Raw genomic sequence first — 24,372 nt, forward strand, 5'->3', positions numbered from 1 at the left:
TTTACTCTCCTTTCTTAATTTAGCCCTGCTCAAAATCTGCCTGCCTCAGTGGTTTGACCATAGTGAGGACAGGCTTGGCTCAAGCATTTTGTCTTTTACTGATTGATTCGCTGTAAGACGCTATCGGTTCTGAAATGTTTGGTCACAAGATTACTAGTTGTACCTAGCCAAAATTGCTTCACTTTAAAAGTATGCTGTAACACCTTTGGACTGTGAGACATTGGGGGTAACAGAAAGGTGTGACAGTGCAAAGCCAGTAGCCATGCGGCTTACAGCGATTCTGTAACACCTGTACACCTGTAACACCTTTATTTGATAGAGGTAGGAGTTGGCTGCTCCCCCCTCACCCCTTTGGCTAGACTGGGACTGCGGAGTAGGGGGTATCATCAACTTGTGAGATGTTGGGGGGATGCCCTCAACAGAATATAGAGAAAGCATTTCTGAATTACTTTAGGGACTCCACTCGTAACGGATTGGCGAATCTATTTGACTGTGGTTTCTTCTCGTACAGGATCGGTAGATTGTGCCGGCCCCTGATGGTAGGAGTGTGAGTTTAATTCACTCCCATTTGTATTGGCCCAGACTGTGAATATCTACCTGATGTAACGAAGTAGCTCTAGTTTATGACTGAGCCTTAGGTGGGCGACGGCATCTAATATTTCTGCTACTGGGGCAGAGTGTAGATTAACTGCCCGCTAATCGGTTTGGTGGCTATGGCTGAACTCTAAGCCAAGCTTAGGGTTCAACGGGTCCTCCTGAGGAGCCAACACACGGGTAATTCGGCCCCCGCTCTGTTAACAGATATCTGATTTTTCCTAGGGGGGTTATACCTTCCTTAGAGTCAGTCAGTGGTAAACCCCTAGTTCGGGGTTTGGTGTTCTGAGCAGCTGAACCCACGGGGGGTAGGTTGGATATCTGGCAGCCTTGTATCCGGCACTGCCGTCCTAGCTTAGATTTCACAATGGCTTAATTCAGGTAGGGGGGAGTGATAATTAGGTAGTTGTTCTGGGAGTTTCAAACCGACAAAGCGTCGGTTTTTGTCTGGCAGTGAAAACCGGTGATTTGCCGGTTTTGGAGGTGATGAAACATAGGCGACCTGAATGCTGAGGTGACGTCGCGATTCGCGGCTCCATCTTATGCGCTCAAGAAGCCGTTCATACTCAAGCCGATCCCCTGTCGAATGCTAGCCAAACCGCCAGATTCGCGGTTTGAGGTACATGGAAACAGGCTAAGGCTAGGGTCAAATTCAGGTGGTACGGCAAGATGTGTATAGAGGCTTCAGTGGTACGTACTGCTGTTAAACCCCTCTAGTTGGGGGTAGGAATTCAAAGTGGTGCTACATATGGTGCTATTTTTCTGTTGAAGCTCCATGTGTATCCTGTAATTACTGGCCTATAGAGTGATTTTCAAGTCCCGCCCTGGCACCATACATGAAACTGAGAGAAAACCTCAGTCAAATCAAAGAGTTAAAAGGAGGCTTAGGCCTCCTTTTTTATGTCTGGCACTCCGCTGGCACACAATTGGTACACACTCATGCACCTGTTGAAGCGCCCGAATAGCCCCACCTGTATTTCAATTTTCGCCTCCCTAAATCATCGCGGTTCTTACTCTTCTCCTTACATACAGTTGACAGAGATAAGGCCTCTAAGAGAGCGTTATACCTAGCAAGGAAGGTCAAGCAATGGTACTGGTTGGGTATGGACTACGAGCTGATAAAATGTAACGCTAACGAGCAGGCAATTAAATTTCGTGATGATTGGCTGGATGAGTTCTTGAGTAAAGGGGGATACGCTCTACATAGCTATGATACAAAGCAGTTTTTAGCGGAATATTTAGGGGAGAGTGTTGAGAGTGGTCATCAGGTTCAATTGGATTTAGAGGAGACCGAGGAAGAGTTTCTTAGTAGCGGTGTAAGACCTGAAAGAAAAGCTACAACACTTCAAGCGCGGATAGGGAGGTTGCAGAGACAGTTATTGAGGGCTCAACGGCGCCTTGTTTCTGGCCTGTCTATTCCTAATGAAGTTGGGGTGCCCCTTCTCCGAGGGGAGAGAAACTGAAGCATTTAGTTCAATTGAGCACTCAGTTCTTTCTTCAAAATACTTGTCGACGATACACATCTGCTACACAATTTTTGATCAACCATTCTTGAATGGCTCGTCTAGTAGCGTATCTTGTTGGTAATACTTGGATTTCACTATGTATGTTCATAGCCCCGCCTAGGCACCACATCAAGATCTAAAGAAGTTCGGAATCATCCAGTTAACTCCGAATTGTAGGGCTTTTTGATTTTTATCGCTTCTCTAATTTTTACTGGGTCATCCCCCCAAAAAAATCTATAGAGCATATTGTTGTGGCTGGTTTTAATTTGTTCGGTGAAACAGCTGATCCAGAAATGTGCCCCATATTTTTCGAAGATTTATCCATTGATTAGGTAGTGAATCTGGACTCTGTAATTCAGTGTAATTGGAATGTGATATACGGCTGTTGCTAGCTTTTCTTTGACGTTGAATACTTACTCTTACCATAAACTCTGATTTTGGCTCAATAAAAACCTAGTAATTCTTGAGTTCTTTTACTCTTTTAGTTGGTTCTATTCATGCTTTAATAAAAGTTGACGCCTCTACAATACCAAGCACCTAGCTATGACTACTGAAAGGGATTAAAAAAGGAAATTTTTAAATGAAATATCGGTATGTGCTAACAAGAATAAGCATTCTGAAAGGATTGTTAACTTCTTTTATAGTACTGCAATCTATTACAGCTTTATCTGATGTAAATCGAATCGACTTTGATTTGGATGATGATGGTTTGATAGAAATCAATGATTTGGCAGATTTCAATGAAATTATTAATAACTTGGAAGGCGCTTCGCTTTATGGGGTGAGTACAGGCTGTACTTCCAGTGGGTGTCGGAGATTTGAATTGAATGCAGTCTTTGACTTTAAGGTAATCAATGCTAATGGAGATCATGCAATTCTTACCAGTGAGCAGGATCCATACATAGGTTCTTGTGCTAAAAATGAGGCTAGTGAAAGTGGTGTATCGCTTTCAGTTGGTATGCTTTTGCCTATTGCGCAACTAGTCAAAAATTGCCCAGGCTGGCAAGTGAGCTGGAAATCTGACATAAATTTGAGTGAGGCTGAACACGGGGGGCAACTGGCTGGAATTCCACATGATGTGATGATCATAAATGATAGTGTATATGTTGGAAGCGAAGTCAATTCAGGGGGGGAAAGCTTTCATCACATTCTCGGTGAAGGTCATGGGCAAGACTATTTTCCATCCTCCGATGGACATGAAATAATCGCCCCTACTCTCGGAAATTATATAGCGAGCCTTGCTACTTATTTTCATCAATCGGACTTGCCATCTCACCAAGTTTTTACAGATTTACCGCAAGTTTACAGTGACGCAGGTGAGGTCACAGTAGATATACAAATGGCTCTATATCATACCGATGAACCGTATAGCCTTGCCTATAGTTGGAGTAGTCCAACACTGGTGCCGCTAAATGGTTTTGACAAAGATAGTTTTATTTTTGATCCCGCTGAAATAAATGGAACTCATGAAATTAATCTTGAGGTTACACATTCAAGTGGAGGTTCAACCAGTACTACCACTTTAATTCGGGTTGAAGAGTCATTGCCAGAGCTGAGCGATACTGAAGACACTGATGGCGATGGTCTCAGTGATCTTGCTGAAGGTGTTATAGATTTAGATAAGGACAAGATCCCTGATTATCTTGATAAAAAAGGAGATGGTAATTTATTACCAGTAGATATTGGCGGAGCACAAATTCAAAGTGTTGAGGGTGCATTCTTGGTACTTGGGGACAGCGCTTATATGGCAGGTAGGTATTCAAGCAATATTACTCTTAGTGATATTGATAAATTTTACAGTGAAAATCTTGCTACTCAAAATAATTATCAATTCTTACATGGAATTTTTGATTTCATCGTACGAGAAGCCGATATTGGCAGTAATACTCAGGTTGTAATTCCACTAAAAGCAGCTCTTCTTGCGGATGCGCGCTATATAAAATATAGGCAGGGTGTTGGCTGGGTGGACTTTGTTGAGGATGATAAAAATTATGTCGCCTCGGCTTTTGGTAAGCTTGGTGCCTGCCCTTCTCCGGGGAGTGATGAATATAAATCAGGTCTTAAAGAAGGGTATTATTGTTTGCAATTAACTATAGAGGATGGTGGTCCTAATGATGCTGATGGAGACGTAAACGGGTCCATAGTAGAGCTTGGAGCTATTGCTACACTAGGTGTTACTGAACCAGTAGTGACCATTAAATCGGAAGAGATTGATAAATATAATTTCCAGGGAGAGGGTGAACAGGTGGTTCTTTCCTTGCTACTTGAAAGTGATTCTGCAGATGCGGTTTTGAATGGCCTTACCTTGAAGGCTGAGGGTAGTCTAAATGAGGTTGAGGATCTAAAAAAGGTAAAGCTATATTTTGATGCCAACAGTGACGGTACAATAGAGTTCTCGGAACATATGGGAACCGCTCTGTACGCAAGTGACAATTCAACCTTGACTTTTACCTTGGATGATAAGCTCCAGCTGCCTGTTGGTGAAACACGATGGTTCGTTACTTATACTTTTTAAGTCTAATTATAATTTGTAGTATTTGGGGGTCACGAGAGAAAATATTATGAAATTAGATATGAGAAAGGTTAAAAATACTGGTGGAGCGGTATTGGTGTTAGTTTTGTCAGCATGCAGTGACTCATCTAGAAAAATTACGCTCCCGGAATCAACTGTCGAGTCAGTGAGTAAAGCTTTTTCGGTTGAAGTGAAATCTGTTTCAGTCGAGCGATTAAGTACAGGTGAGGTTGTTGAGGTTGATGCTTCCATGGCAAAGAGTGAAAGTCTTACGTATGAGCCAGGTGTCGATTAGCAAATTTTCTCTGTAGATAGTTTCTTAATTTAAGCCCCGTATATCGGGGTTTTTAATTTTGTTGCTTGAGGTTTGCTGGTGTTGAGTAGATGGGTTATGTTTTAAATTTGCAATATTTATGGTCTATATAAGTCGAAGCGAGCCGATCTATCATTGATATACCTGACTGTTATTACCTTGCCCTACTTGATGCAAAGAGGCCCGGCTACTAGAGTTGTTTTGCACTATTTTTTGTCGGTTCCCATTTCCAATCTGGACACTTTCAATAACGCTAAAATTACTTTTCTGAATAATTGAAAGGCTATTTCTATCGCCAAGCTGCTTGGCAATTATGTTTAGGTCACTTCCCATTTGATGAAAGGTTGACTGATTTTCATTGCCAATCTGGCGAGTAAGGATGGTGAGGTTCTCTCCAGTTTGATCAATGCCTGTAACATTTTTATTGCCTTGTTGTTCATTAGAAGTGTTAATGTTTAGACCGCTCTGGTTAATGGTGAGTTGGTTAGCTGAGCCAAACTGATTGGAGTTAATGCTGCTTAACTCAGTACCTTGCTGATTGACAATTACTTGATTGTTGGAATTGGTTAGTTGTATGCCTTTGCTTTTTTCAATGGATTTCTGGCTTGGGTTATCAGATGTGTGGTCTCCACTCTGGCGTAAGACAATAGTGTTGTTGCTACCATTTTGTGTAATTGAAGTCAGGTTGTTATCCCCTTTCTGAAATATACCGGAAGTGTTGTCAGAACTGCTAGCCTGGCTGATTAAGACCGCATTAGAGTTCCCAGTCTGTCGAATTTGTAAGCTATTCCTAGCAGATAAGCTTTGTAAGATTCCTACATGATTTTTGGCTCCCTGCTGAAATATATCGACATTGCTTTTATTTGTTGTAACTAAATTAATAAATGTAGAATTTTTTTGGTTCAGTTGAGTAATGGAGATAGTATTGAAAAAGCTAGATTTGCTTTCCTCTGCAGCGGTATGCTGAACATTGCCTTCTTGATGTACTTTTATAGTACTGGATATGCTCCCTTCTTGTTTGGTAATGAAATAATTTGAACCTCCTATCTGAGTATTGATGACTCTATTTTTGTCTCTAGAAATTTGGTTTGTGTTTGAATAGTTTTGGTTGCCCTGTTGATTAATGAAGATGTTGCTGTTGATGCTGTTAGTCTGGGTGGCAGATAAAATATTTTTACTGCCAAGTTGGCGATTAATAATGGATGAGGTTATGGTTCCTGGCTGAGAAATATTTGCCTGATTTAAGTCGCCTATTTGAATGGATTGTATGCTGCTTCCAAGTGTTTCGTCATTTTGCTGGGTGTTCACAATATTCTTATTGCCATTTTGAATGCTCCTCCTGAAATTATTGTTATTTTTTTCTGTTTGATCGCTGCTGGAGTTGAGGTCTGTTTGTAAGTGATCCTGAGAGTTATGATTCCCTGCGGCAAAGGCTGTAATGCTAATAAATGTAATTATCCCTGTGAATAAGTTGCAATATGGCTTCATGTGTGACTCCTTTACTGCGTGAGTCTGAAATAAATGGCAGGTCTATATTGAGGTCTAATTGTTTTTTTGATTCTTTAAGTGGAAAATAAGATTTTACTGATCTCCTTCGTGGATTTAGAGGGAGTCCCGTTTATACGAGAGTGTTCTATTTAGCGTTGGGTTTGGTCTTTTGGAGTTGGTTCCCTTTCTAAGTAAATCTTCTCATAAAAGTATCAATAGGTGTCAGATTCTCCGCCATGGGAAATAAGTGTTGAAATTATGAGAAAAAAGTATGGGTTTGGCGTATGTTGCCTTTTTTGTGATTCTGTATATACCTAGAGTGAAGGTCTGAAAAGATTTGGCAATTTATTCTACGAATTGTTTTATAGTTTTAGGCGCTTTATTGATTATTTGAGTAAACATTATAGGAATATTTTCTTAGATTTATTGAGTGTCCATTTCTATATGTGCACTGGCGGATTTATTATATTGAGGCGCTATTGAGAGGCCATGCTTTTGATTGTGTCGCCCCAGCTTTTTTCGGTTAAATGATAAAGCCAGCGATTTTAATATGCATGGAGTCTAGATATGGATATTGTTGTGCTGAGGAAAAATAAGAGTTCGGCCTGTATCTCAAATGACAGTAATGCTGTTGGTATATAAATATAGATAAACGTAAGGCCACCTAACCCCAACTCTTGTAACCATTTATTGCTTATGCCACCGCAGTCTATGCTGCTTTGGGGCTTATTAAAGGTGTGTAGTTAGCGAGAGGTTTAAGCCGCCAGAGTATTACCAGATTTTAACGTTAAGATTATGAGGAGGGATTCTTCTTGTCTCATTTATCACGTCGAGATTTCTGTCTTGGTACCTTGGCGGCATCTCTATTGGCTAATTCTAATATGAGGGCGCAAACCAATGGCACCTGGGATTCCTCTACAAGGCCTGTACTGCCAATTCCTCCGGAGTTGAGGGCGGACTCAGCCGGAAAAATCAATCTAGTAGCCAAGCCAGCAGAGAAAGTATTTCTCAAGGGAGTAACAACGCCGACCTATGGCTTTAATGGCCCCTTTTTAGGCCCGGCTTTGCGCTTGCGCAAGGGTGAAACGGTAACGGCCAACGTACATAATCAGTTGACCCAGAATGTAACTGCACACTGGCATGGCCTGATTGTGCCGGGTCATGCCGATGGTGGTCCCTATATGCCCATCAAGCCGGGCCATTCATGGACTGCAAAATTACCGATTATCCAACCGGCGGCGACACTTTGGTTTCATCCGCATCTCTATCCCACCACTGCCGAGTTGGTACTTAAGGGGCTGGCAGGGCTGATTATCATTGATGATGAAAATAGTGATGCCTTGCCTCTGCCCAAGCGCTGGGGGGTGGATGATATCCCTGTGATTATCCAGGATAGGCGCTTTAACAAAGACGGCAGCTTCTTTCATCGCTTTAATGAGATTACGGTTGCAGCGGGCTATTGTGGGGATATCTTGCTTACCAATGGCGTGGTCAACCCGGTGGTTAATCCCCCAAGAGGATGGGTGCGCTTCAGGATTCTGGACGGATCAAACGCTCGTAACTACCGACTCTCCACTAGTGATCAGCGGCCCTTCTATGTGATTGCCACAGACGGTGGATTTCTACCGGAACCCGTAGAGGTTAAAGAGTTACCCATAGCTGCCGGGGAGCGTTACGAGGTAATGGTGGATGCCCGCAATGGCCAGCCCTTTGATTTTATAACTCTACCAGTGCCCCAACAGGTGATGCGGTTGCCCCCATTCGATGGGCCTGTAGTGTTTCTCAGTGTGGTGCCTACTAATGAGGAGGGGCGGGGTTCTTTGCCTGAGCGGCTGGTATCAATGCCTGAAATACCGGCTAAGCTGCCGCCGATCAGCCAGAAGTTGATAATGCAGATGAACCGCTCGCAGATCGCAGACAAACTTATTGATGCGACCGGATTGGAAAAAATGGTAGCCTCGGGAAAAACGGACCCTGCTGTGGTAGCTAGGGTGCTCAAACTCATCACTGAGGCGCCGGCGTTGCCTTTGAAAGCACAATTGACCGCTAATGCGGTTAATGGTGTTTCATTTTCATTCACTGAGCCAGGGTTCAAAGCCCCCATTAATACAGACTTGCACTGGCGAATTTCTGAGGGCAAAGACACTATGCTACACCCGGTCCATATTCACGGTTGCCAGTTTCGCCTGGTTAAATTTAACGATGCTACGCCACCGGCCTATATGCGTGGCTGGAAGGATACTGTGCCTATATCCAATGCCGGTAGTGCAGAAATCTATGTACGTTTTCCTTTGGAGGCGATGCCGGATATGCCCTACATGGTGCATTGTCATGTTCTGGAGCATGAGGACTCTGGAATGATGACAGAGTTTAGTGTGGCTTAGTAAAGAGGGCCGCGCGGTATTATTGCTCTCTTTAAAACTCAACCACAAACCTACTGAGTCTTCTTTTAACAAATGGTAGATGATTAGCTGCGGCTAATAAGGCAGAAAATTCGAGCCTGGTGAGAAATGATTGTGAAGTGACAATTTTTCTTCCTCGCTCTGTGATATCTATTACCTTCTTATCTTCCCGACGGCGTAGCGACGAGTAATTATCCAGCTGGCCTTCTGCAATACATTTGGCTAGCTCGGCTGCATCGGCGATACCCAAATTCATACCTCGTCCGCCAACTGGAGAGTGACAATGTGCAGCATCACCGGCTAGATGTATTCTGCCCTTGGAGTAGCTCTGTGCCTGACGGATAGATATCTTGAAGACCCCTTCCCGCCTCACCTTGTGAATTCTTAGCGGCAGCGGAAAAATTTCCAAAACCTTCTCGCGGTTACCAACAAAGCGATAGCGATTTTTACCGATGGGGACTGACACTGCCACTATTCCCGGCTTGGTTTGCGTGAGGGTGAACATTTGCGGATGAGGCCAATCATCCAGTTCCACATCGGCGATTGACCAGTCTTCGTTTAAATCAAATCCGGGATAGGGGATATTGGCGCCTTGTCGAACTGCGCTGCGAACACCATCTGCGCCGATAATCAGATCGAAGCTACTCTCCTCTCCACTGGATAATTGAGCTATAACGGATTGCGCTTCCTCATGAAGCTCATTGAGTGCGAGTTTATACTCGACTTCCACACCCATGGAGGCCAGAGACTCCGCTAAGATTGTTTCGGTGCGGTCTTGGGGTAACCCCAATATGGTAGGAAAATAAGAGGTACTTGAATGCAGCGGCAAGGTCAAAGCAAGATGGTTATCTTGATAGATACAAGCATTTTGAATGGGCACCCCCTCTTCAATCAGCCTTTTAGATACACCGGAGTGTGATAGTAGCTCTAAACTTTTAGAGGTAATACCAACGGCCCTACTCAGAGTAGAGGCACTATCACGTTTATCTATGATCCTGGCAAATATATTCCGGCGTGCTAATTCCACGGCAAGAGTAAGACCAGTTGGTCCCGCACCGACAATCAGTACCTTCATAATAGCAAACTGTTGTTTTCCTTATCACAACGATAGTACAGCTCTCAAGGGAAGTATCTGGTTGGTAAAGTACAAAATGGATGGCTGTGAATCGATACCTTTATGACTTTTTTAAATGTACCGGTCATTAATCGTTTTATTTGTAGATTGCTTTTCTTGTTTTCAGAACTGGCGGCATCCTCAATAAGATCTTGGGCTGCCAGTATTGATTTCTTTGGAAGGTGCATTTATAGGTATCACAATATGTAGTGATTCATTTAGCTCTCTATCAAATCTTTAACCGTTTACAAGCTTCTCAACAGGTTAGTGGGGTGGCATCTTTAAGAGAACAACAAATTATTGGCTGTGACTTAGCTTGTTCTGAGTTGTTTCGGTAGAGTCATCACTAGGCTCTTGCTGTAATTTCATTGCTCTTTTCACAAGGTTTTGGAAGTTTGAACACTCCAGCTGATTGTCCTCTGGGCAATTTGCCACATGCCACAAACCATCGCGCATAGCTTCTAGGCGGCGGATATTCTTATCCACTGCATCGGCCTTTTCGAGCAATTGCTCCCGATCAATATTGGGTTTTCCGTTGTATGTAAACATACTAGCGATCTCATCGAGAGAGAAGCCCGCATAGCGTGCCAGAGCTATTAGAGAGAGCTGCTCCAGCACACTGATATGGAAGACTCTGGCAATACCTCGTCTACTGATAGATTGGATCAGACCCTTCTCCTCATAATATCTAAGGGTAGAGGAGGGAAGCCCACTGCGCTTCGCGACTTCGCGAATATCTATATCCTGTTGACCACTCATCTGTATTGACCTCAAGCAGACTTGAAGTTGTATCCTAGTTTTCACTGACTCTGCTGGCAACCCTTCATTACTTAGTGGGTAGAGCCTGGAAGAGAAATAGAAGTTGTGATACATCCGATGCCTTATTGGCTCGTATCTTTATCTTTATATCGATTAGATTCCAAATAAGTTTCTTAATGTTGCTTTATTTTAATGATTGCTAATCTCAGAGTCATCAGAGGTTGCTCTAATTACGGGGGGTCATTGATGCTAAGCCTGGCATTATGACTTAATGCCTTGAGTGCGATTAGTACCAATATCTTGCTCTTTGATCTATTAGTTTTTTTCTCTGTGTTTTTTTAATGTTTTTCTCTATTTTTTCATATGGCGGGAAACAGTTGCTAGGTAATCCTGGTTGTCCTTTAAGGGTAATTCGTATGAGGCTCAAGCTGGGCTGTAGGTTGAAGGGATAAGTTCGATAGCCGATTCAATTGTAAAGCTGGAGTTGAGGCTGAATGGGAATTGATAGTTTTACCAGAGATTTTCTATTGAGGCTCTAGCCCACTCATAGGGAAAGGGAGGGCTGTTAAGCTGGATTGTTGGAAGTACGAGAGAAATTGCTCTGGAGAATGACATTTGCTCGTTTAGTTTTTTTACATTTGCCGACAGCCTGAAATATATAAATATGGAAGAAATATGCAAAAGATTATCTATGGAATGATATTTATGTGCTTTTTGTGTATTGATTTGTCTGTTTTATTAAAAATTAAATTTCTATTTAAGATAGGCTGAGTTGAATCTAGGCCGAGGTGTTTTTCATATGCTTTGGAATAGCTTTCCTATTTGCTTCCGCTTCCTAGTACTTTATGTGTGCTTTGAGGTGGCTGTTTTGTAAAGAATTGTTTTTTATGGTGGGAACCATTCTGAGAAGGTTCTATCGAATTTGCAGTGTATGTATGGGGTTTTGGCTATAAAGCGCAGAAAAATTTTAAGTATTTGTTGAAGGTATCATATGGCTCAGTTTATCTGTGCCGAAATAAGAGTGCTAATTGGATGGAAATATTATTCCTCTCAATGCCTGGGGCTAAAGTCAGATGGTTTATAAATTCTGACCACATAATTAGAAATTGAAAACCCACTACAGAGTTTAACGATAAAATCTTAGCCCGGGCTTCTTGTAATAACACTAGCGTGCTGAACTACCTCCTTGCATACATCCATTTTTGAATAGAACCCTAAAAATGAATAGTGGAGACTCTATGAGCCACCTTTTTATTCGTACAGCGATTGCTTCGGCATTGATCATTGGTGCCCAGGCTGTGGCAGCCGATCAGCCCGCAGAAGACTATGTGGAAGGCCAGCATTACCGGGGAGGTAGCCAAGTTTGCTATGGCGGCGATCTTTTTAAAGCGCAGTGGTGGGCTACTGCAGAACAGCGTCCAGCTGAGGCCCTGACTGCGCAGAACACCTGGGATTCCCCCTGGATCGTGCAAGAAACAGGAGTCTGCGACGCCTCTGATGATAGTAGTGACAGTGATCATTCCGATAATCACAATGACAACGACAATTCTGATTCCGGAAATTCTGCTGGTTCAGATAATTCCGGAAATTCTGCTGGTTCAGATAATTCCGGTAGTGATAGCTCCAGTGACGTAGCCGCTTACCAATCCGGGCAAAGCTATCGCAAGGGTAGTGAAGTTTGCTATGCCGGCGATATTTTTGTTGCGCAATGGTGGGCAAATGGCAGTGATTTACCCTCTGATGCACTGACAGCGGAAAATACTTGGGATTCACCTTGGGTTCGCAAAGAGGCCGATGGATGTAGCGTTAACGATGAAAACAATGGAAGCGAAAACGGCGGAGACTCTGGCGGTAATAACGGCGGTAATAGTGGAGGGGATACTGGTAACAGCGGTGATACCGGCAATACTCCGATCTCTCTCAACCTGTCTACTTCACAAACGCAAGTGACTGGTGGTGGTACGGTGCAGCTCAGCGCTAGTGCTTCCGGCGGTGATAGCGCGCTCAGTTATAGTTGGGCACAGCTCTCACCGAGCGCTCCTAAAGCGGATATCGCCTCAGCGACAAGCGCCTCGACTTCTGTGACTCTGCCGGCCACAACCTATGATGTGAACTTTGTTTTTAGTCTGATTGTCAGCGATGGTGAAACCAGTGAGGAGGCGCAGGTTACAGTGAAAAACCTCGCCATTGACGCTGGTAACGGTGATGACGCAAATGATAATAGCAACTCAGGTGGTGCAGTGAATGCGGTGATCTCCGCTTCTGCCAATAGTGTGGGCTGTACTGGCAGCATTACTCTGGATGGTTCTGACACTACCGGTGGTAGCGGTATGAGCTATATCTGGAGCCAGACAGGTGGCCCTTCCATCAAGCTCTCAAACTACGTGGGCAGCTCCACTCAGGCGGTATTGTCTGAGGTTTACAGCAATGTGACCTATACCTTCCAGCTGACGGCTACCGATTCTTCTGCGGCCAGTGACGTTGCAGAGGTAAGCATCAATCAAACGGGTTGTGCCTCCGCAAGTGGTCATGTCATGGGCTTGAGTGAACTGAAGGCGGAGGAGAGTGCCCGTACCACTGATTCGCTTCTGCAAGAAGTGAAAAATACTGTTGAGACCCGAGATAACGCGATTGTGGAAGCGGTTCAACCCGGTCGCAGTGCTAACCCGACAAATGTTCAGCGTGTTGAGAGTATTATTTCTGAGGATACCTGGGACTATTTGTTCCCCCTGCGGGCCGATGCATACACTTACACCAATTTCCTGCGCGCAGTGGCCAAGTTTCCGGCTTTTTGCGGCGACTACACCGATGGTCGCAATTCCGATGCAATTTGCCGTAAAGCGCTGGCAGTTATGTTTGCCCATTTTGGCCAGGAAACCGGTGCCCATGCGGCGGCCTGGGATGAGCCGGAATGGCGTCAGGGTCTCTACTGGATTCGAGAGATTGGTTGGACTGAGGAAACTTCCGGTGGCTATGGCGCCTGCGAACCCAGCAGCAGCTGGGCGGCGGATGTATGGCCCTGTGCCATCAATGCCGATGGCGGTTACAAGAGTTATTTTGGCCGCGGTGCCAAGCAGTTGAGCTGGAACTATAACTACGGGCCTTTCTCTCAGGCCATGTACGGTGATATTTATACACTGCTGGAAAATCCGGAGCTGGTTGCGGATACCTGGTTGAACTTGGCGAGCGCTATTTTCTTCTTCGTGTATCCACAGCCGCCCAAGCCGAGCATGTTGCATGTGGTTGATGGGACCTGGGAGCCCAATAGTGTTGACCGGGCCAATAACCTGAGTTCCGGTTTTGGTGTCACTACCAATATTGTGAACGGCGCTATCGAGTGTAGTAAGGGTTCAGAGGACGCTCGCTCTCAGAATCGCATGGACTACTACAAAAGTTTCACCGACTATTTGGGCGTGAACATTCCTGCGGATGAAGAGTTGGGATGTGCCAATATGGGTCAGTTTGAGACCGGTGGTGCTGCCTCCCTGAGTATCTATTGGGATAAGGATTGGGGTTGGTCTGCCGACAATCCCAATAATGAGAGTTTTGCCTGTCAGTTGGTGAACTATCAAACCGCCTACTCCGCACTGAATCAAGGCGATTACGCTAAATGTGTAGAGGGTAATTTTGATATGACTATCGATTACCAAAACTAACTAATAGTGGCGACTTAAAATCTGGGGCCGTAAATATGCGGCTCTTTACTGATCAGTGGGCCCGGTAGCAAGTATTGCTACCGGGCTTTGTACAGATAATTTTTATACAGTCTGAAGCCAAAGCAAGTTTTTCGGCAATAAAAAATTGGGTTAAGAGTTTTCATCCAAGACCTGCTGTACCAGTGCAGAATCCACATAGGCAGTGCCTTCAGTAATTAAGCCATTCTCAAATTTAACAATCCAACAGTAGGTATTGTTGTACCTTCTACCATTTAATGCGATGCAGGTGCTCTCCATTTCAACCACCGCATAGTCCCCGTCGATTAGTATTCGCTTGACCTCCATCATTACCTTACCTCCTTGGAGTACCTTGCCAATTCCATGAAAGGCACGCTCAACCAATTCTCTCTTGGAGGAATATTCACCAGCCATAGCATGGGTGCCCTTTACAACCCAGTGCACATTGTCCGCAACGTGCTCTAAAAATGGCTGGGGGTCGGTATGGAGAGCGTTGAATACCTCTTCGACAGTTTTCCGTTCGAGCATATCGGTAGCTCTCCACTAGATTAAAATTAATAGTGTTTTCGATAAAGTGCTGGCAGATATGAATATAGCGCACGGGGATCGTATATGGTGTAACAGTAAATGGTGAGTACAAAAAGATAGCTAGGGTGGTTGCTATAGAATAACAGCCCTATTACTTTTGCCTGGCTCGACTGTAAGTGTAGTCTGGCCTAAACCTTTAACTATGACGGTAAATCGCTTTAAGTAAGCGGGGTTATATCGTAAGTGTGAGCCATTGTAGTTACAGTGTGTACATTGGATGTTATTCACAGCTGGTACTGATATCTATATATTATTTTTTTGTTTGTTCGTAAAAGTCCGACTTCAAGCGCAGGCGACTACTTTCCGCCTCTGCCTGGCGCTGAAGTCGGTTTACTGCATTGGATCGGCTTTAGTGGCGGATCAGTTCCAGAACAGCTTAATAGAACCCTTCCCAAACCACTGTTAATGGCACTACTGCTTGTCTTTACCTAGGTGCCGGTCGATGGCGGAGTTTGAATCAGGATGGGTTTCACTATTCTCATCCTGAGGAATTAAATTCATGACGCATAGGATTAAAATCCGAATTATACTGCCTCGTTTTCACTGTGCCGTGAGATACCCTAATTCATTTCTGAGAGTAACTTTCCGGACTCACCTTGTTACATGGGTAAGTGTTGGTGATAAAACGGGAAGGCGGTATGAGAGAGAAGTGTAGAAATCCTGGGAAGAAAGTAGGAGGCTATTGGTTGGCTACAGTTTATAAGGGGGTTTTCTCAGTAATATAGGACTTTGTTATCAGTAATTAGATCCCGGCTCTTAAAATATCAAATTGAACCCTCTCCTTTAAAGTTTGAGATCAACTTTTTACTTCTAAAATTGTGAATAGATTGAGCCGATAAATTCAGCTATTGGCAGCCTGGAGCACCTATGGCAGCGGCAAAAGAGGCACTTTCAAAAAAGCAGATCATTGCTCTAACCGCATTAACCTTTGCGATTTTTCTAATCGCCAATGACTTTACAGCTTTCTCTGTGGCAATACCGGCTATGCAGAGGCATTTCCAGGCAGATATTTCTACGATGCAGTGGGTAATTAACGGTTATGCACTGGTATTCGGTGTGTTGATTGTCACCGGAGGTCGCCTGGCTGATATGTTTGGGCGTCGCCGTCTGTTTTTTATTGGCAGCAGTATTTTTATTCTGTTTTCTCTATTGGGTGGCTTTGCGGTTAATGTCTGGATGCTATTGGGCAGCCGGGCGCTGATGGGGGTGGGTGGGGCCTTGATGTGGCCGGCAATTCTTGGAATGACCTATCAGATTATGCCAGGGGATCGCGCTGGACAGGCTGGTGGTTTGATTATGACAGTTTGCGGGTTTGCCAATTCGGTTGGGCCGCTACTCGGAGGCCTGCTTACTGATTTCCTTAGTTGGCGTTGGATATTTCTTATTAATTTCCCTATTGCGCTTATCGCTATGTTGATTAGCTGGCGAGTAATTGATGATGACAGCCCAGAAAAATCTGGTGAGCAGGTGGATTATGCAGGAATTATTTTCTTGTCGATTTCTTTATTAACACTCTTGCTGGCTCTGGATTTTGTTGTGGATATGGGCTTGAGTAGCTCCTTGGTTTTGGGTTTGCTTATCGTTTCTGTTATTACATTTTGTTCTTTTTCCTGGGTGGAGGATCATGCGAGGGTAAACCCGCTCATCCCTGCGGATGTGGCAACAAATGGACGATTTTTTACTGTGGGCATTACAACGCTGTTACTTTCCGTGATTTTTGTCTCGATGTTGCTTTATGTACCACAATTTTTAATAAAAGAATTAAAATTCTCCGCTGTCTGGTCTGGTGCCGGCTTGCTGCCAGTTATGATTACTTATGGAGTTGTTTCCTATGTTGCTGGCAGGCTCTATGCCATGCTTGGGGCCAAGGTGATTTTGTCAGCGGCAGCTATCTTTCTTGGCGGAGGGATGTTTTTGTTATCGAACCTCTTGGAGCACACTCGTTACATTCATTTAGTGCCAGGCTTAATTTCTTTGGGAATTGGACTGGGTCTATTTTTTCCCACCATTACCACTGCTGCTGTTACTGCAGTGGGCCCTGATCGAGCTAGCCTTGCTGCAGCCCTGATTTTTATGTTTCAGATTATTGGTGGGGCGATAGGGTTGGCAATGAATACCACCATAGTATCCTTGGCCCCGAGTTTAGCCACAGGTATTGATCGTGCGTTTGTGGTCAATGCTTACTTGGCTTTATTGGCGCTGCTGGTATGTGTTCTGTTTGTACGAGGAAAGCCTGCAGATAACAAAATGTAAAATATAAATCCTAGTTGTTTAATTGTTGATATTTCGGTGTTTATAAATTTTATCGATAGCCAGTGAGGATTCTTTGAATAAAGTTGTTGGCTTACTAACTTAAAGTTGAACTTTAAGTTAGCGGTTTTTTGCTGAGGTTGCTTTTTTGTCAATCATTATTTGATTTTTTATGGGGAAAATGCCCGCTTTTTGTATAGGGTTATAAATTTTATAAACTATGCCCCTTGCCTATTAACTAATAGGGTTGATTGGGGGAAAATAAGCGGAGTGCTCAATTCTTAGAATGGACTCTCAGGTGTTAATTCATATTGTGATGAATCATCAGGCTGGCATTACATTGGGCATTGAGTAGAAACGGGACTTATTGGTGCTGACCCCTTTCTTGGCTCCTGCGTTTAAATTGCTGGTTTCGAAGCAGTGATAATGGCGTTGTGCAGTGCGTGTTAACTGTGAATGGAGCCTTGTGAAGGCAAATACCTGCCCCGGGAGAATTAACCTCCCTTTGTTTAAGGAGAAAAGATTGTGATACCCATTGTCGACCGCGCGAGCGCGGAATCCATCGCCCCTTTCTGGCGCATGCCTTTTCGACCTTTCTTTTGGGGTGGTGCCCTGTGGAGCATGATCGCATTACTGATCTGGCAGGCCTCTCTGTCCGGTTGGCAGCTGCCCGCCCTACGTGTGGGGGTTGCCTGGCATTCCCATGAAATGTTGTTTGGCTTTGCCGCGGCAGTAGTGGTGGGCTTTTTGGGTACCGCCATGCAAACCTGGACCGGAATTCCCTCACCAAAGGGGACTCAGCTAATAAGCCTGGTGGGTTTATGGTTGCTGGCACGCCTGGGATATCTCTTTGCGGCAGTGCCTCTGTGGATGCCGGTCGTGGCCGAGGTATCTTTCTTCCTACTGGCTGCATTCTTGTTAGGGGCGCGTGTACTGCGCACAAAGCAATGGCGCAACTTATTTGTACTGCCGGCTATGCTGGCCTTTGCTGGACTGGCGGCCAGCCACTGGTTGTTACCCGCTGCACAGAGCCGGGTGGCGTTGATGGCTCTGCTCTTGGTGACGGCGATTATTTTGGTGATTGGTGGCAGGGTTATTCCTTTCTTTACTGCGCGGCGCTTCCATTTGAGCCCGCGTGAGAAGTTACCCATTGTGGAATGGGGCACGCATATTGCGGCCGTACTCTTACTGCTTAGTGTGGCCCTGGATTTGCCCAAGATGGTTTGGGCATTGCTGGCCATTACCCTGGGTGTTTTGCAGCTGGTAAGAGTGTTGCGCTGGCATCCCACCAAGATCTGGGCGGAGCCCATGGTTTGGTCCCTACACCTCAGTTATTGGTTGGTGATTTTGGGTTGCTTTCTCGCTGCTTTGGCCTGGAGCGGAATCGCACCCGCTTGGCAGAGCCCAGCGCTACATGCTTTTGCGGTGGGTGGCATTGGTGGTTTGATTCTGGCTATGACCAGCCGTGTGAGTTTGGGGCATACCGGCCGTATTTTACAGGCGCCGCGTCTTATGCCGTTGGCGTTTGCCGCACTGGCGTTATCCGCCTTGGCCCGTATTTTCTGGGCGCCGGCTCCCAGTGGCTTTCTCGCGGCTATTGTTGCCTGGGTGCTGGGTTACTCACTTTTCCTGATTTACTACACCCCAGTTCTATTTCAACCCAGAGTAGATGGTCACCCAGGCTAAAACTTACAAAAGGTTGTGAGGTGCGGCTTTGCCTATTTGCAAGCGGCACCGTTGTTCCTTTCAGGGGGTGTCGGCTTTATCAACCTGGGGGAAACCATCGAGTTCTGGTACTTTGCCAAGGTCCTTGTCCCAATCGGCTTTACTGGCCATAAAGATATGTGCATTGGGTCTGATGGTTATGGGGCTGTTAAGGCTGCCAGCGGGCACTGCCAGTAATCCTGCTTCTTTGTCGGCAAAGGGCAGGGCGGATCCGCACTGACCGCAGAAGCTTTTTACGTGCCGGGTTGAGGGGAGTTTAAAGACTTTGATGAGTTCTTCCCCGTGGTTCCAGTGGAGCTTGGCCGAGGTGGAAAAGAGGCTGGCGGCATGGGCGGAACCAGTGTCTTTACGGCAGTGGTCGCAGTGGCAAAGGAAGAAGCTTTCAAAAGCCCCCTCCACTGTGAACTGGACTTCATTACAGAGGCATGAGCCTTTGTGATTCATTTTTTTCTCCATTTATTTTTTTGTGGCAAAGGATTTTTTGTGCGTGAAATCTGACGATCGTGCAGTGACTAAGAACTACTTGTCCTTTTCGACTACATCAATCACGCCGCTAAGGTATGGCACTGCGTTACCGGAGATGATCACTCGCTCCCCATCAAGCTGGCAGTGTAGCAGGCCTCCGCGTTTTGAGGCTTGGAAGGCTATCAGGTTTGATCTTCCCAGTTTTACTCCCCAGTAGGGTGCCAGTCCAGTGTGAATGGAGCCGGTTACTGGATCTTCAGCACCGCCATTGGTGGGCCAAAAATACCTGGATATAAAATCGTATTGCCTAGATTGTGCGGTGACTACCACATCATAGGGAGCGAGTTTTGCCAGCCTGGCGGGGTCCTGCTGCACCTGTAGGATATCCTCTTCTTCAGCGTAAATGGCAAAGTAGGCTTGATTGTTGCGCAGAACTTCTCTCGGTGTGATCGATAGCCCTTCGAGCAGGTCACAGGGAATGTTAGCTAATGGCTGTGGGGTGCGGGAGGGAAAATTCATAGCGATCAGGCCGTCCCCTCTATGAGTGACATGCATCTCACCGACTGCCTCGGCAAATAAATCCAAAGCTTTTAAATGTGGGTGCTTTCGAAAGACTACAAAAGCAGAGGCCAGGGTGGCGTGGCCACAAAAGTCGATTTCGGTTAACGGAGAAAACCAGCGGATATGATATTCGCTGTCGCTGCGTTTGAGTAGGAATGCTGTTTCCGAGAGATTGTTTTGTGCGGCGATGGATTGCATCAAGGGCTCGCTGAGCCACTTTTCAGTAATGATTATCCCTGCAGAGTTGCCTCCAAATTGGGCGCTGGTGAAAGCGTCGACGATATCGATTTCTACCTGCATATACGATCCTTTGTATGTGTCTATTCTCTTGTTGCGCCTGCCTTGAGGTTTTCTGATTTGTATCAGTTGCTCCGCTGTTACTCCAGCATACAGTGAGCTTCGATCGGTAGATAACAAAAGTTATTTATCACAAGCAGAAATTGAAGTGGGATGTTCTAGGGGGGGGAGGATGCTGCACACAGATGTCGCGATTGTAGGGGCGGGTCCTGCGGGTCTGGCTTTGGCGCTTATGCTGGCTGCTCGGGATTGCAGGGTAACGTTGCTGGAGCGCCAGGATGATGAAATGCTGGCGTGTCCAGCGAACGATGGGCGGGAAATTGCGCTCACTCACAAATCCGTAAGATTGTTGCAGTCTCTGGGAGCCTGGCAGCGGCTGAAGCCCGAGGAGCAGAGCTCGCTGCAGTCTGCGCAGGTGGTGGATGGCGATTCCCCCTCTAGTCTGGACTTCGATACTCGGGGGCGAGGTCCACTGGGCTTTATTGTGCCCAATGCTGCAATTCGGCGGGTGCTTTATGAAGCGGTGCGTGAGGATAGCAATATACAGCTGCTGCCTAATAGTAAGGTGATTGGCACACGTTGCGAGACGAGTCGGCGACTGGTACAGCTTGAAGGGGGGCAGGTTGTTACTGCGGCCTTGTTGGTGGCGGCGGACAGCCGCTTTTCTGAGGTGCGTCGTATGGCAGGGGTTGGCGCAGATATGCGCGACTTCGGCAGGGTTGCGGTGCTAGGTCCGGTGCGCACAGAGCGGGAGCATGGTGGCGTTGCCCGGGAGTGTTTTCGCTACGGTTCAACCCTTGCTCTACTGCCAATGTCCGATGCGCAAACCTGTTCGGCGGTAGTGACGGTATCCGCCAATTGTGCCGAGGAAATGATGGCCTACAGCGATAGGGAATTTGCGGCCCATGTACAGAGGGAGAGCGCTGGGGCTCTTGGGGCTGTTGAGGCGTTCAGTAGGCGCCATTGTTACCCGCTGGTGGCAGTTTATGCCCATCGATTTCTTGCTGAGCGCTTTGCCCTGGTGGGAGATGCTGCGGTGGGGATGCACCCCGTTACGGCGCACGGTTTTAACCTGGGCTTGGCCGGCGCGAATACTCTGGCTAGCCAATTGCATAATGTAACGCGGCTGTATCAGCCGGCGGGGCTCTCCCTTGCGTTGTCTCGCTATCAGGCTCAGCACCGTTTGGATTCGCACCCTATTTATACCGGTACTAACCGGGTTGTGGACCTTTTCACCGATGATCGACTGCCAGCGAAATTATTACGCAAAGCGATATTGCGTATCAGTGAACATTTTCCACCGGTACGGCGTGCCATAGTGCACCAGCTCACCCGCTAAACAGCAAGGCTTGATGTGATGAATACACACAGGGCCGTGGCATTGGAAGTAAGGATCGGCATATGCAGTGGGCTATATTTGCGGGATTTTCTTCCTTTTCTATACTGATCAGCGAGGTATATTCGAGGCTGTTCCCGACTGAAGGGGAAAACAAATGCCAATTGTGGCTTGACTCATGGGGACGCTAACCATAGAATGCGCAGCCTCTTGAGTGGTTGGGCTGGTCCCGCCGCAGGGAAACAAAGGTCAACCAGGCTTTGTTTCTCGGAGTTGTTGCGGGGTGGAGCAGCCTGGTAGCTCGTCGGGCTCATAACCCGAAGGTCGTAGGTTCAAATCCTGCCCCCGCTACCAATTTTGCTTTTAGCAAAAACTTTGATGTGCATTTGTTGTTGCGGGGTGGAGCAGCCTGGTAGCTCGTCGGGCTCATAACCCGAAGGTCGTAGGTTCAAATCCTGCCCCCGCTACCAATTTTGCTTTTAGCAAAAACTTTGATGCGCATGTGTTGTTGCGGGGTGGAGCAGCCTGGTAGCTCGTCGGGCTCATAACCCGAAGGTCGTAGGTTCAAATCCTGCCCCCGCTACCAAATTTTGCATTCATGCATACTGGCTGCATGAATGTGCGGTCAAAGCCCCGTCAGGGGCTTTTTCGTATCTGCAAGAAAAGTTGCAGATAATTTTCGAAGTGGGCCGCAGGCCCATTTTTTGTATGTGGTGACGTAAATGGCGAGCAAACGCGAATTGCTGGAAGAACTTCTGGCGCCGGTGGTGGCATCGCTGGGGTGTGAACTGTGGGGGATCGATTATCAGACCCATGGTCGCAACGCGCTGCTGCGCATCTATATCGATTCTGAAAATGGCATAGGTGTGGAGGACTGCGAGAAAGTCAGTCGTCAGGCCAGTGCCGTACTGGATGTGGAAGACCCCATTAGCGGTAGATATACCCTGGAGGTCTCCTCCCCAGGACTAGACCGTCCCCTGTATAAGCTGGAGCAGTACGAGCGTTTTGCCGGTGCCCAAATCGAGGTGCGCCTGCGTATGCCGCTCGACGGTCAGCGCAAGTGGCGCGGCCTGCTGGCCGGTGTGGAAGGGGATGAAGTCGTTCTGCGCGTGGACAGTGAAAATGAATACCTGCTGCCGATCGACAGCATCGAGAAAGCAAATATTATTCCCCAATTTACCAAGTAACCTGTAGGAGCCTGAGCTCAGGCGATTTTGAGGCACAGTTGCATGAACAAAGAGATCTTGCTGGTAGCCGAGGCGGTATCCAACGAGAAGGGCGTTGACCAGGAGATTATTTTCCAGGCCATCGAAGCGGCATTGGCAACGGCCACGAAGAAGCGCTACGACGAAGATTCAACCATTGAGGTTATCATTGATCGTCGTTCGGGCGATTACGAGACTTTCCGCAGCTGGGAAGTAGTCGGTGATGAAGTCCTGGCGGAGCTGGGTACCCAGTTCACCCTGGAAGAAGCCCATGAAAAAGATGCTGAGCTGAAGGCCGGTGATATCTACCGCGAGCAGGTAGAGAATGTAGAGTTCGGCCGTATTGCCGCGCAGACCGCAAAGCAGGTTATCGTGCAAAAAGTACGTGAAGCCGAACGTGCCAAAGTTGTAGACGAGTACCGCGATCGCGTAGGCGAGATGGTCAGCGGCACTGTGAAAAAAGTGACGCGCGACTTTATTGCTGTGGACCTAGGGAATAACGCCGAAGCGCGCCTGCCCCGCGACCAGTTGGTTGGCCGTGAAATTTTCCGACTCGGTGATCGTGTGCGCGCAATTCTGTTGGAAATCCAGCCGGAAGCCCGGGGCCCTCAGCTAATGCTGAGCCGCTCTTGCCCGGAAATGATTATCGAATTGTTCCGCATTGAAGTGCCGGAAATCTCCGAGCAGGTAATCGAAATTAAAGGCGCGGCCCGCGATCCCGGCCTGCGTGCAAAAATCGCAGTAAACACCAATGACGGCCGTATCGATCCTGTCGGTGCTTGTGTGGGCATGCGCGGTGCGCGTGTTCAGGCAGTCTCCAATGAGCTGTCTGGTGAGCGTGTAGATATCGTGCTGTGGGACGAAAATCCGGCCCAGTTTGTAATCAACGCCATGGCGCCGGCGGAAATTGAATCCATCGTTGTCGACGAAGACACCGGTTCTATGGATGTGGCGGTAGCTGAGGAAAATCTCGCTATGGCTATCGGCCGCAGTGGCCAGAATGTTCGCTTGGCTTCAGAGCTGACTCAGTGGCAAATCAATGTCATGAGTTCCGACGAGTGGCAGAATAAGCAGGAGGCTGAATCCAGCTCCATCATGCAGGTGTTTATCGATCGCCTGGATATTGATGAAGATGTCGCCGCTGTACTGGTGGAAGAGGGCTTTACCTCCCTAGAGGAAGTGGCTTACGTGCCCATCGAAGAGATGCTCGGAATCGAGGGCTTCGATGAGGATATCGCCGAAGAATTGCGCGCCCGAGCCAAGGATTCCCTGCTCACCCAGGCCCTGGCCTCTGAAGAAAAGCTGGATGCTTCTGAGCCCCAGGAAGATCTGTTGAATATGGATGGTATGGAGCGCCACCTGGCCTTCCAGCTGGCCAGCCGCGGTATTTCCACGATGGAAGACCTGGCGGAACAAGCGGTGGATGACCTGCTCGATATCGAGGGTCTCGATCAGGAGCGCGCCGCAGCGCTGATTATGAAAGCGCGTGAGCCCTGGTTTGCCGACGATGATGGCGAGCAGGCTTAAACACACCGCAACAAGTATTACGTATAAGTAACCCCCTCCGACCAAGTGACTTTTAGG

16 protein-coding genes and 3 tRNA genes are annotated in these 24,372 nt (G+C 46.8%); 13 read left to right on the plus strand and 6 right to left on the minus strand.

The annotated features are described in order from the left end of the window. Positions 1 to 1,697: 1,697 nt before the first annotated feature. The 3 genes from ACJJIT_RS02980 (at position 1,698) to ACJJIT_RS02990 (ending at position 4,906) form a co-directional block, all read left to right on the plus strand. On the plus strand, positions 1,698 to 2,057 hold the full coding sequence (locus ACJJIT_RS02980) for a hypothetical protein (RefSeq protein ID WP_444899929.1): 360 nt from the start codon (positions 1,698 to 1,700) through the stop codon (positions 2,055 to 2,057). Positions 2,058 to 2,679: 622 nt separating this feature from the next. After that, positions 2,680 to 4,614, plus strand: a complete 1,935-nt coding sequence (locus ACJJIT_RS02985) for a hypothetical protein (protein ID WP_444899930.1) — start codon at positions 2,680 to 2,682, stop codon at positions 4,612 to 4,614. Positions 4,615 to 4,660: 46 nt separating this feature from the next. After that, complete coding sequence (locus ACJJIT_RS02990; protein WP_444899931.1) at positions 4,661 to 4,906, plus strand: hypothetical protein; 246 nt, start codon at positions 4,661 to 4,663, stop codon at positions 4,904 to 4,906. Between the two features lie 150 nt (positions 4,907 to 5,056). On the opposite strand, the gene ACJJIT_RS02995 is transcribed toward ACJJIT_RS02990, so the two are convergent. Then, the gene (locus ACJJIT_RS02995; RefSeq protein WP_444899932.1) at positions 5,057 to 6,412 is read right to left on the minus strand and encodes a hypothetical protein; all 1,356 of its coding nucleotides are present in this window, start codon (positions 6,410 to 6,412) and stop codon (positions 5,057 to 5,059) included. An 812-nt stretch (positions 6,413 to 7,224) separates the two neighbouring features. On the opposite strand from ACJJIT_RS02995, the gene cueO reads away from it, so the two are divergent. Continuing rightward, the gene (cueO, locus tag ACJJIT_RS03000) at positions 7,225 to 8,796 is read left to right on the plus strand and encodes a multicopper oxidase CueO (RefSeq protein WP_444899933.1); all 1,572 of its coding nucleotides are present in this window, start codon (positions 7,225 to 7,227) and stop codon (positions 8,794 to 8,796) included. A 31-nt stretch (positions 8,797 to 8,827) separates the two neighbouring features. Here the strand turns inward: cueO and ACJJIT_RS03005 are convergent, their stop codons facing one another. Both ACJJIT_RS03005 and ACJJIT_RS03010 read right to left on the minus strand, forming a co-directional pair. Next, entirely contained in the window at positions 8,828 to 9,889 is a 1,062-nt protein-coding gene (locus ACJJIT_RS03005; protein ID WP_444899934.1) for an FAD-dependent oxidoreductase, read from the minus strand. Positions 9,890 to 10,225: 336 nt separating this feature from the next. After that, a complete protein-coding gene (locus tag ACJJIT_RS03010) occupies positions 10,226 to 10,687 on the minus strand; it encodes a helix-turn-helix domain-containing protein (RefSeq protein WP_444899935.1) in 462 nt (153 codons plus the stop codon). 1,238 nt (positions 10,688 to 11,925) lie between these two features. On the opposite strand from ACJJIT_RS03010, the gene ACJJIT_RS03015 reads away from it, so the two are divergent. After that, positions 11,926 to 14,343, plus strand: a complete 2,418-nt coding sequence (locus tag ACJJIT_RS03015; protein ID WP_444899936.1) for a glycoside hydrolase family 19 protein — start codon at positions 11,926 to 11,928, stop codon at positions 14,341 to 14,343. Positions 14,344 to 14,493: 150 nt separating this feature from the next. Here the strand turns inward: ACJJIT_RS03015 and ACJJIT_RS03020 are convergent, their stop codons facing one another. After that, positions 14,494 to 14,889, minus strand: a complete 396-nt coding sequence (locus ACJJIT_RS03020) for a nuclear transport factor 2 family protein (RefSeq protein WP_444899937.1) — start codon at positions 14,887 to 14,889, stop codon at positions 14,494 to 14,496. Positions 14,890 to 15,816: 927 nt separating this feature from the next. Between ACJJIT_RS03020 and ACJJIT_RS03025 the strand changes: the two genes are divergently transcribed. Beyond that, positions 15,817 to 17,202, plus strand: a complete 1,386-nt coding sequence (locus tag ACJJIT_RS03025; RefSeq protein WP_444899938.1) for an MFS transporter — start codon at positions 15,817 to 15,819, stop codon at positions 17,200 to 17,202. A 522-nt stretch (positions 17,203 to 17,724) separates the two neighbouring features. Then, on the plus strand, positions 17,725 to 18,885 hold the full coding sequence (locus ACJJIT_RS03030) for an NnrS family protein (protein ID WP_444899939.1): 1,161 nt from the start codon (positions 17,725 to 17,727) through the stop codon (positions 18,883 to 18,885). 60 nt (positions 18,886 to 18,945) lie between these two features. Here the strand turns inward: ACJJIT_RS03030 and ACJJIT_RS03035 are convergent, their stop codons facing one another. Both ACJJIT_RS03035 and ACJJIT_RS03040 read right to left on the minus strand, forming a co-directional pair. Beyond that, positions 18,946 to 19,368, minus strand: coding sequence for a GFA family protein (locus ACJJIT_RS03035; protein WP_444883896.1), 423 nt, complete (start codon positions 19,366 to 19,368; stop codon positions 18,946 to 18,948). Positions 19,369 to 19,443: 75 nt separating this feature from the next. Then, positions 19,444 to 20,250, minus strand: a complete 807-nt coding sequence (locus tag ACJJIT_RS03040; RefSeq protein ID WP_444899940.1) for a PhzF family phenazine biosynthesis protein — start codon at positions 20,248 to 20,250, stop codon at positions 19,444 to 19,446. A gap of 169 nt (positions 20,251 to 20,419) precedes the next feature. On the opposite strand from ACJJIT_RS03040, the gene ubiM reads away from it, so the two are divergent. The 6 genes from ubiM to nusA all read left to right on the plus strand — a co-directional run bounded on the left by ubiM (position 20,420) and on the right by nusA (position 24,315). Continuing rightward, a complete protein-coding gene (gene ubiM / locus ACJJIT_RS03045; protein ID WP_444899941.1) occupies positions 20,420 to 21,586 on the plus strand; it encodes a 5-demethoxyubiquinol-8 5-hydroxylase UbiM in 1,167 nt (388 codons plus the stop codon). A gap of 274 nt (positions 21,587 to 21,860) precedes the next feature. Further along, positions 21,861 to 21,937, plus strand: a tRNA-Met gene (locus tag ACJJIT_RS03050). 39 nt (positions 21,938 to 21,976) lie between these two features. Then, positions 21,977 to 22,053, plus strand: a tRNA-Met gene (locus tag ACJJIT_RS03055). A 39-nt stretch (positions 22,054 to 22,092) separates the two neighbouring features. Beyond that, a tRNA-Met gene (locus ACJJIT_RS03060) sits at positions 22,093 to 22,169 on the plus strand. A 136-nt stretch (positions 22,170 to 22,305) separates the two neighbouring features. After that, on the plus strand, positions 22,306 to 22,770 hold the full coding sequence (gene rimP / locus ACJJIT_RS03065) for a ribosome maturation factor RimP (protein WP_252083179.1): 465 nt from the start codon (positions 22,306 to 22,308) through the stop codon (positions 22,768 to 22,770). Positions 22,771 to 22,812: 42 nt separating this feature from the next. Continuing rightward, on the plus strand, positions 22,813 to 24,315 hold the full coding sequence (gene nusA / locus ACJJIT_RS03070; protein ID WP_444899942.1) for a transcription termination factor NusA: 1,503 nt from the start codon (positions 22,813 to 22,815) through the stop codon (positions 24,313 to 24,315). Positions 24,316 to 24,372: the final 57 nt, after the last annotated feature.

This window comes from Microbulbifer mixtoriginis (SeqCode), from assembly GCF_052467515.1.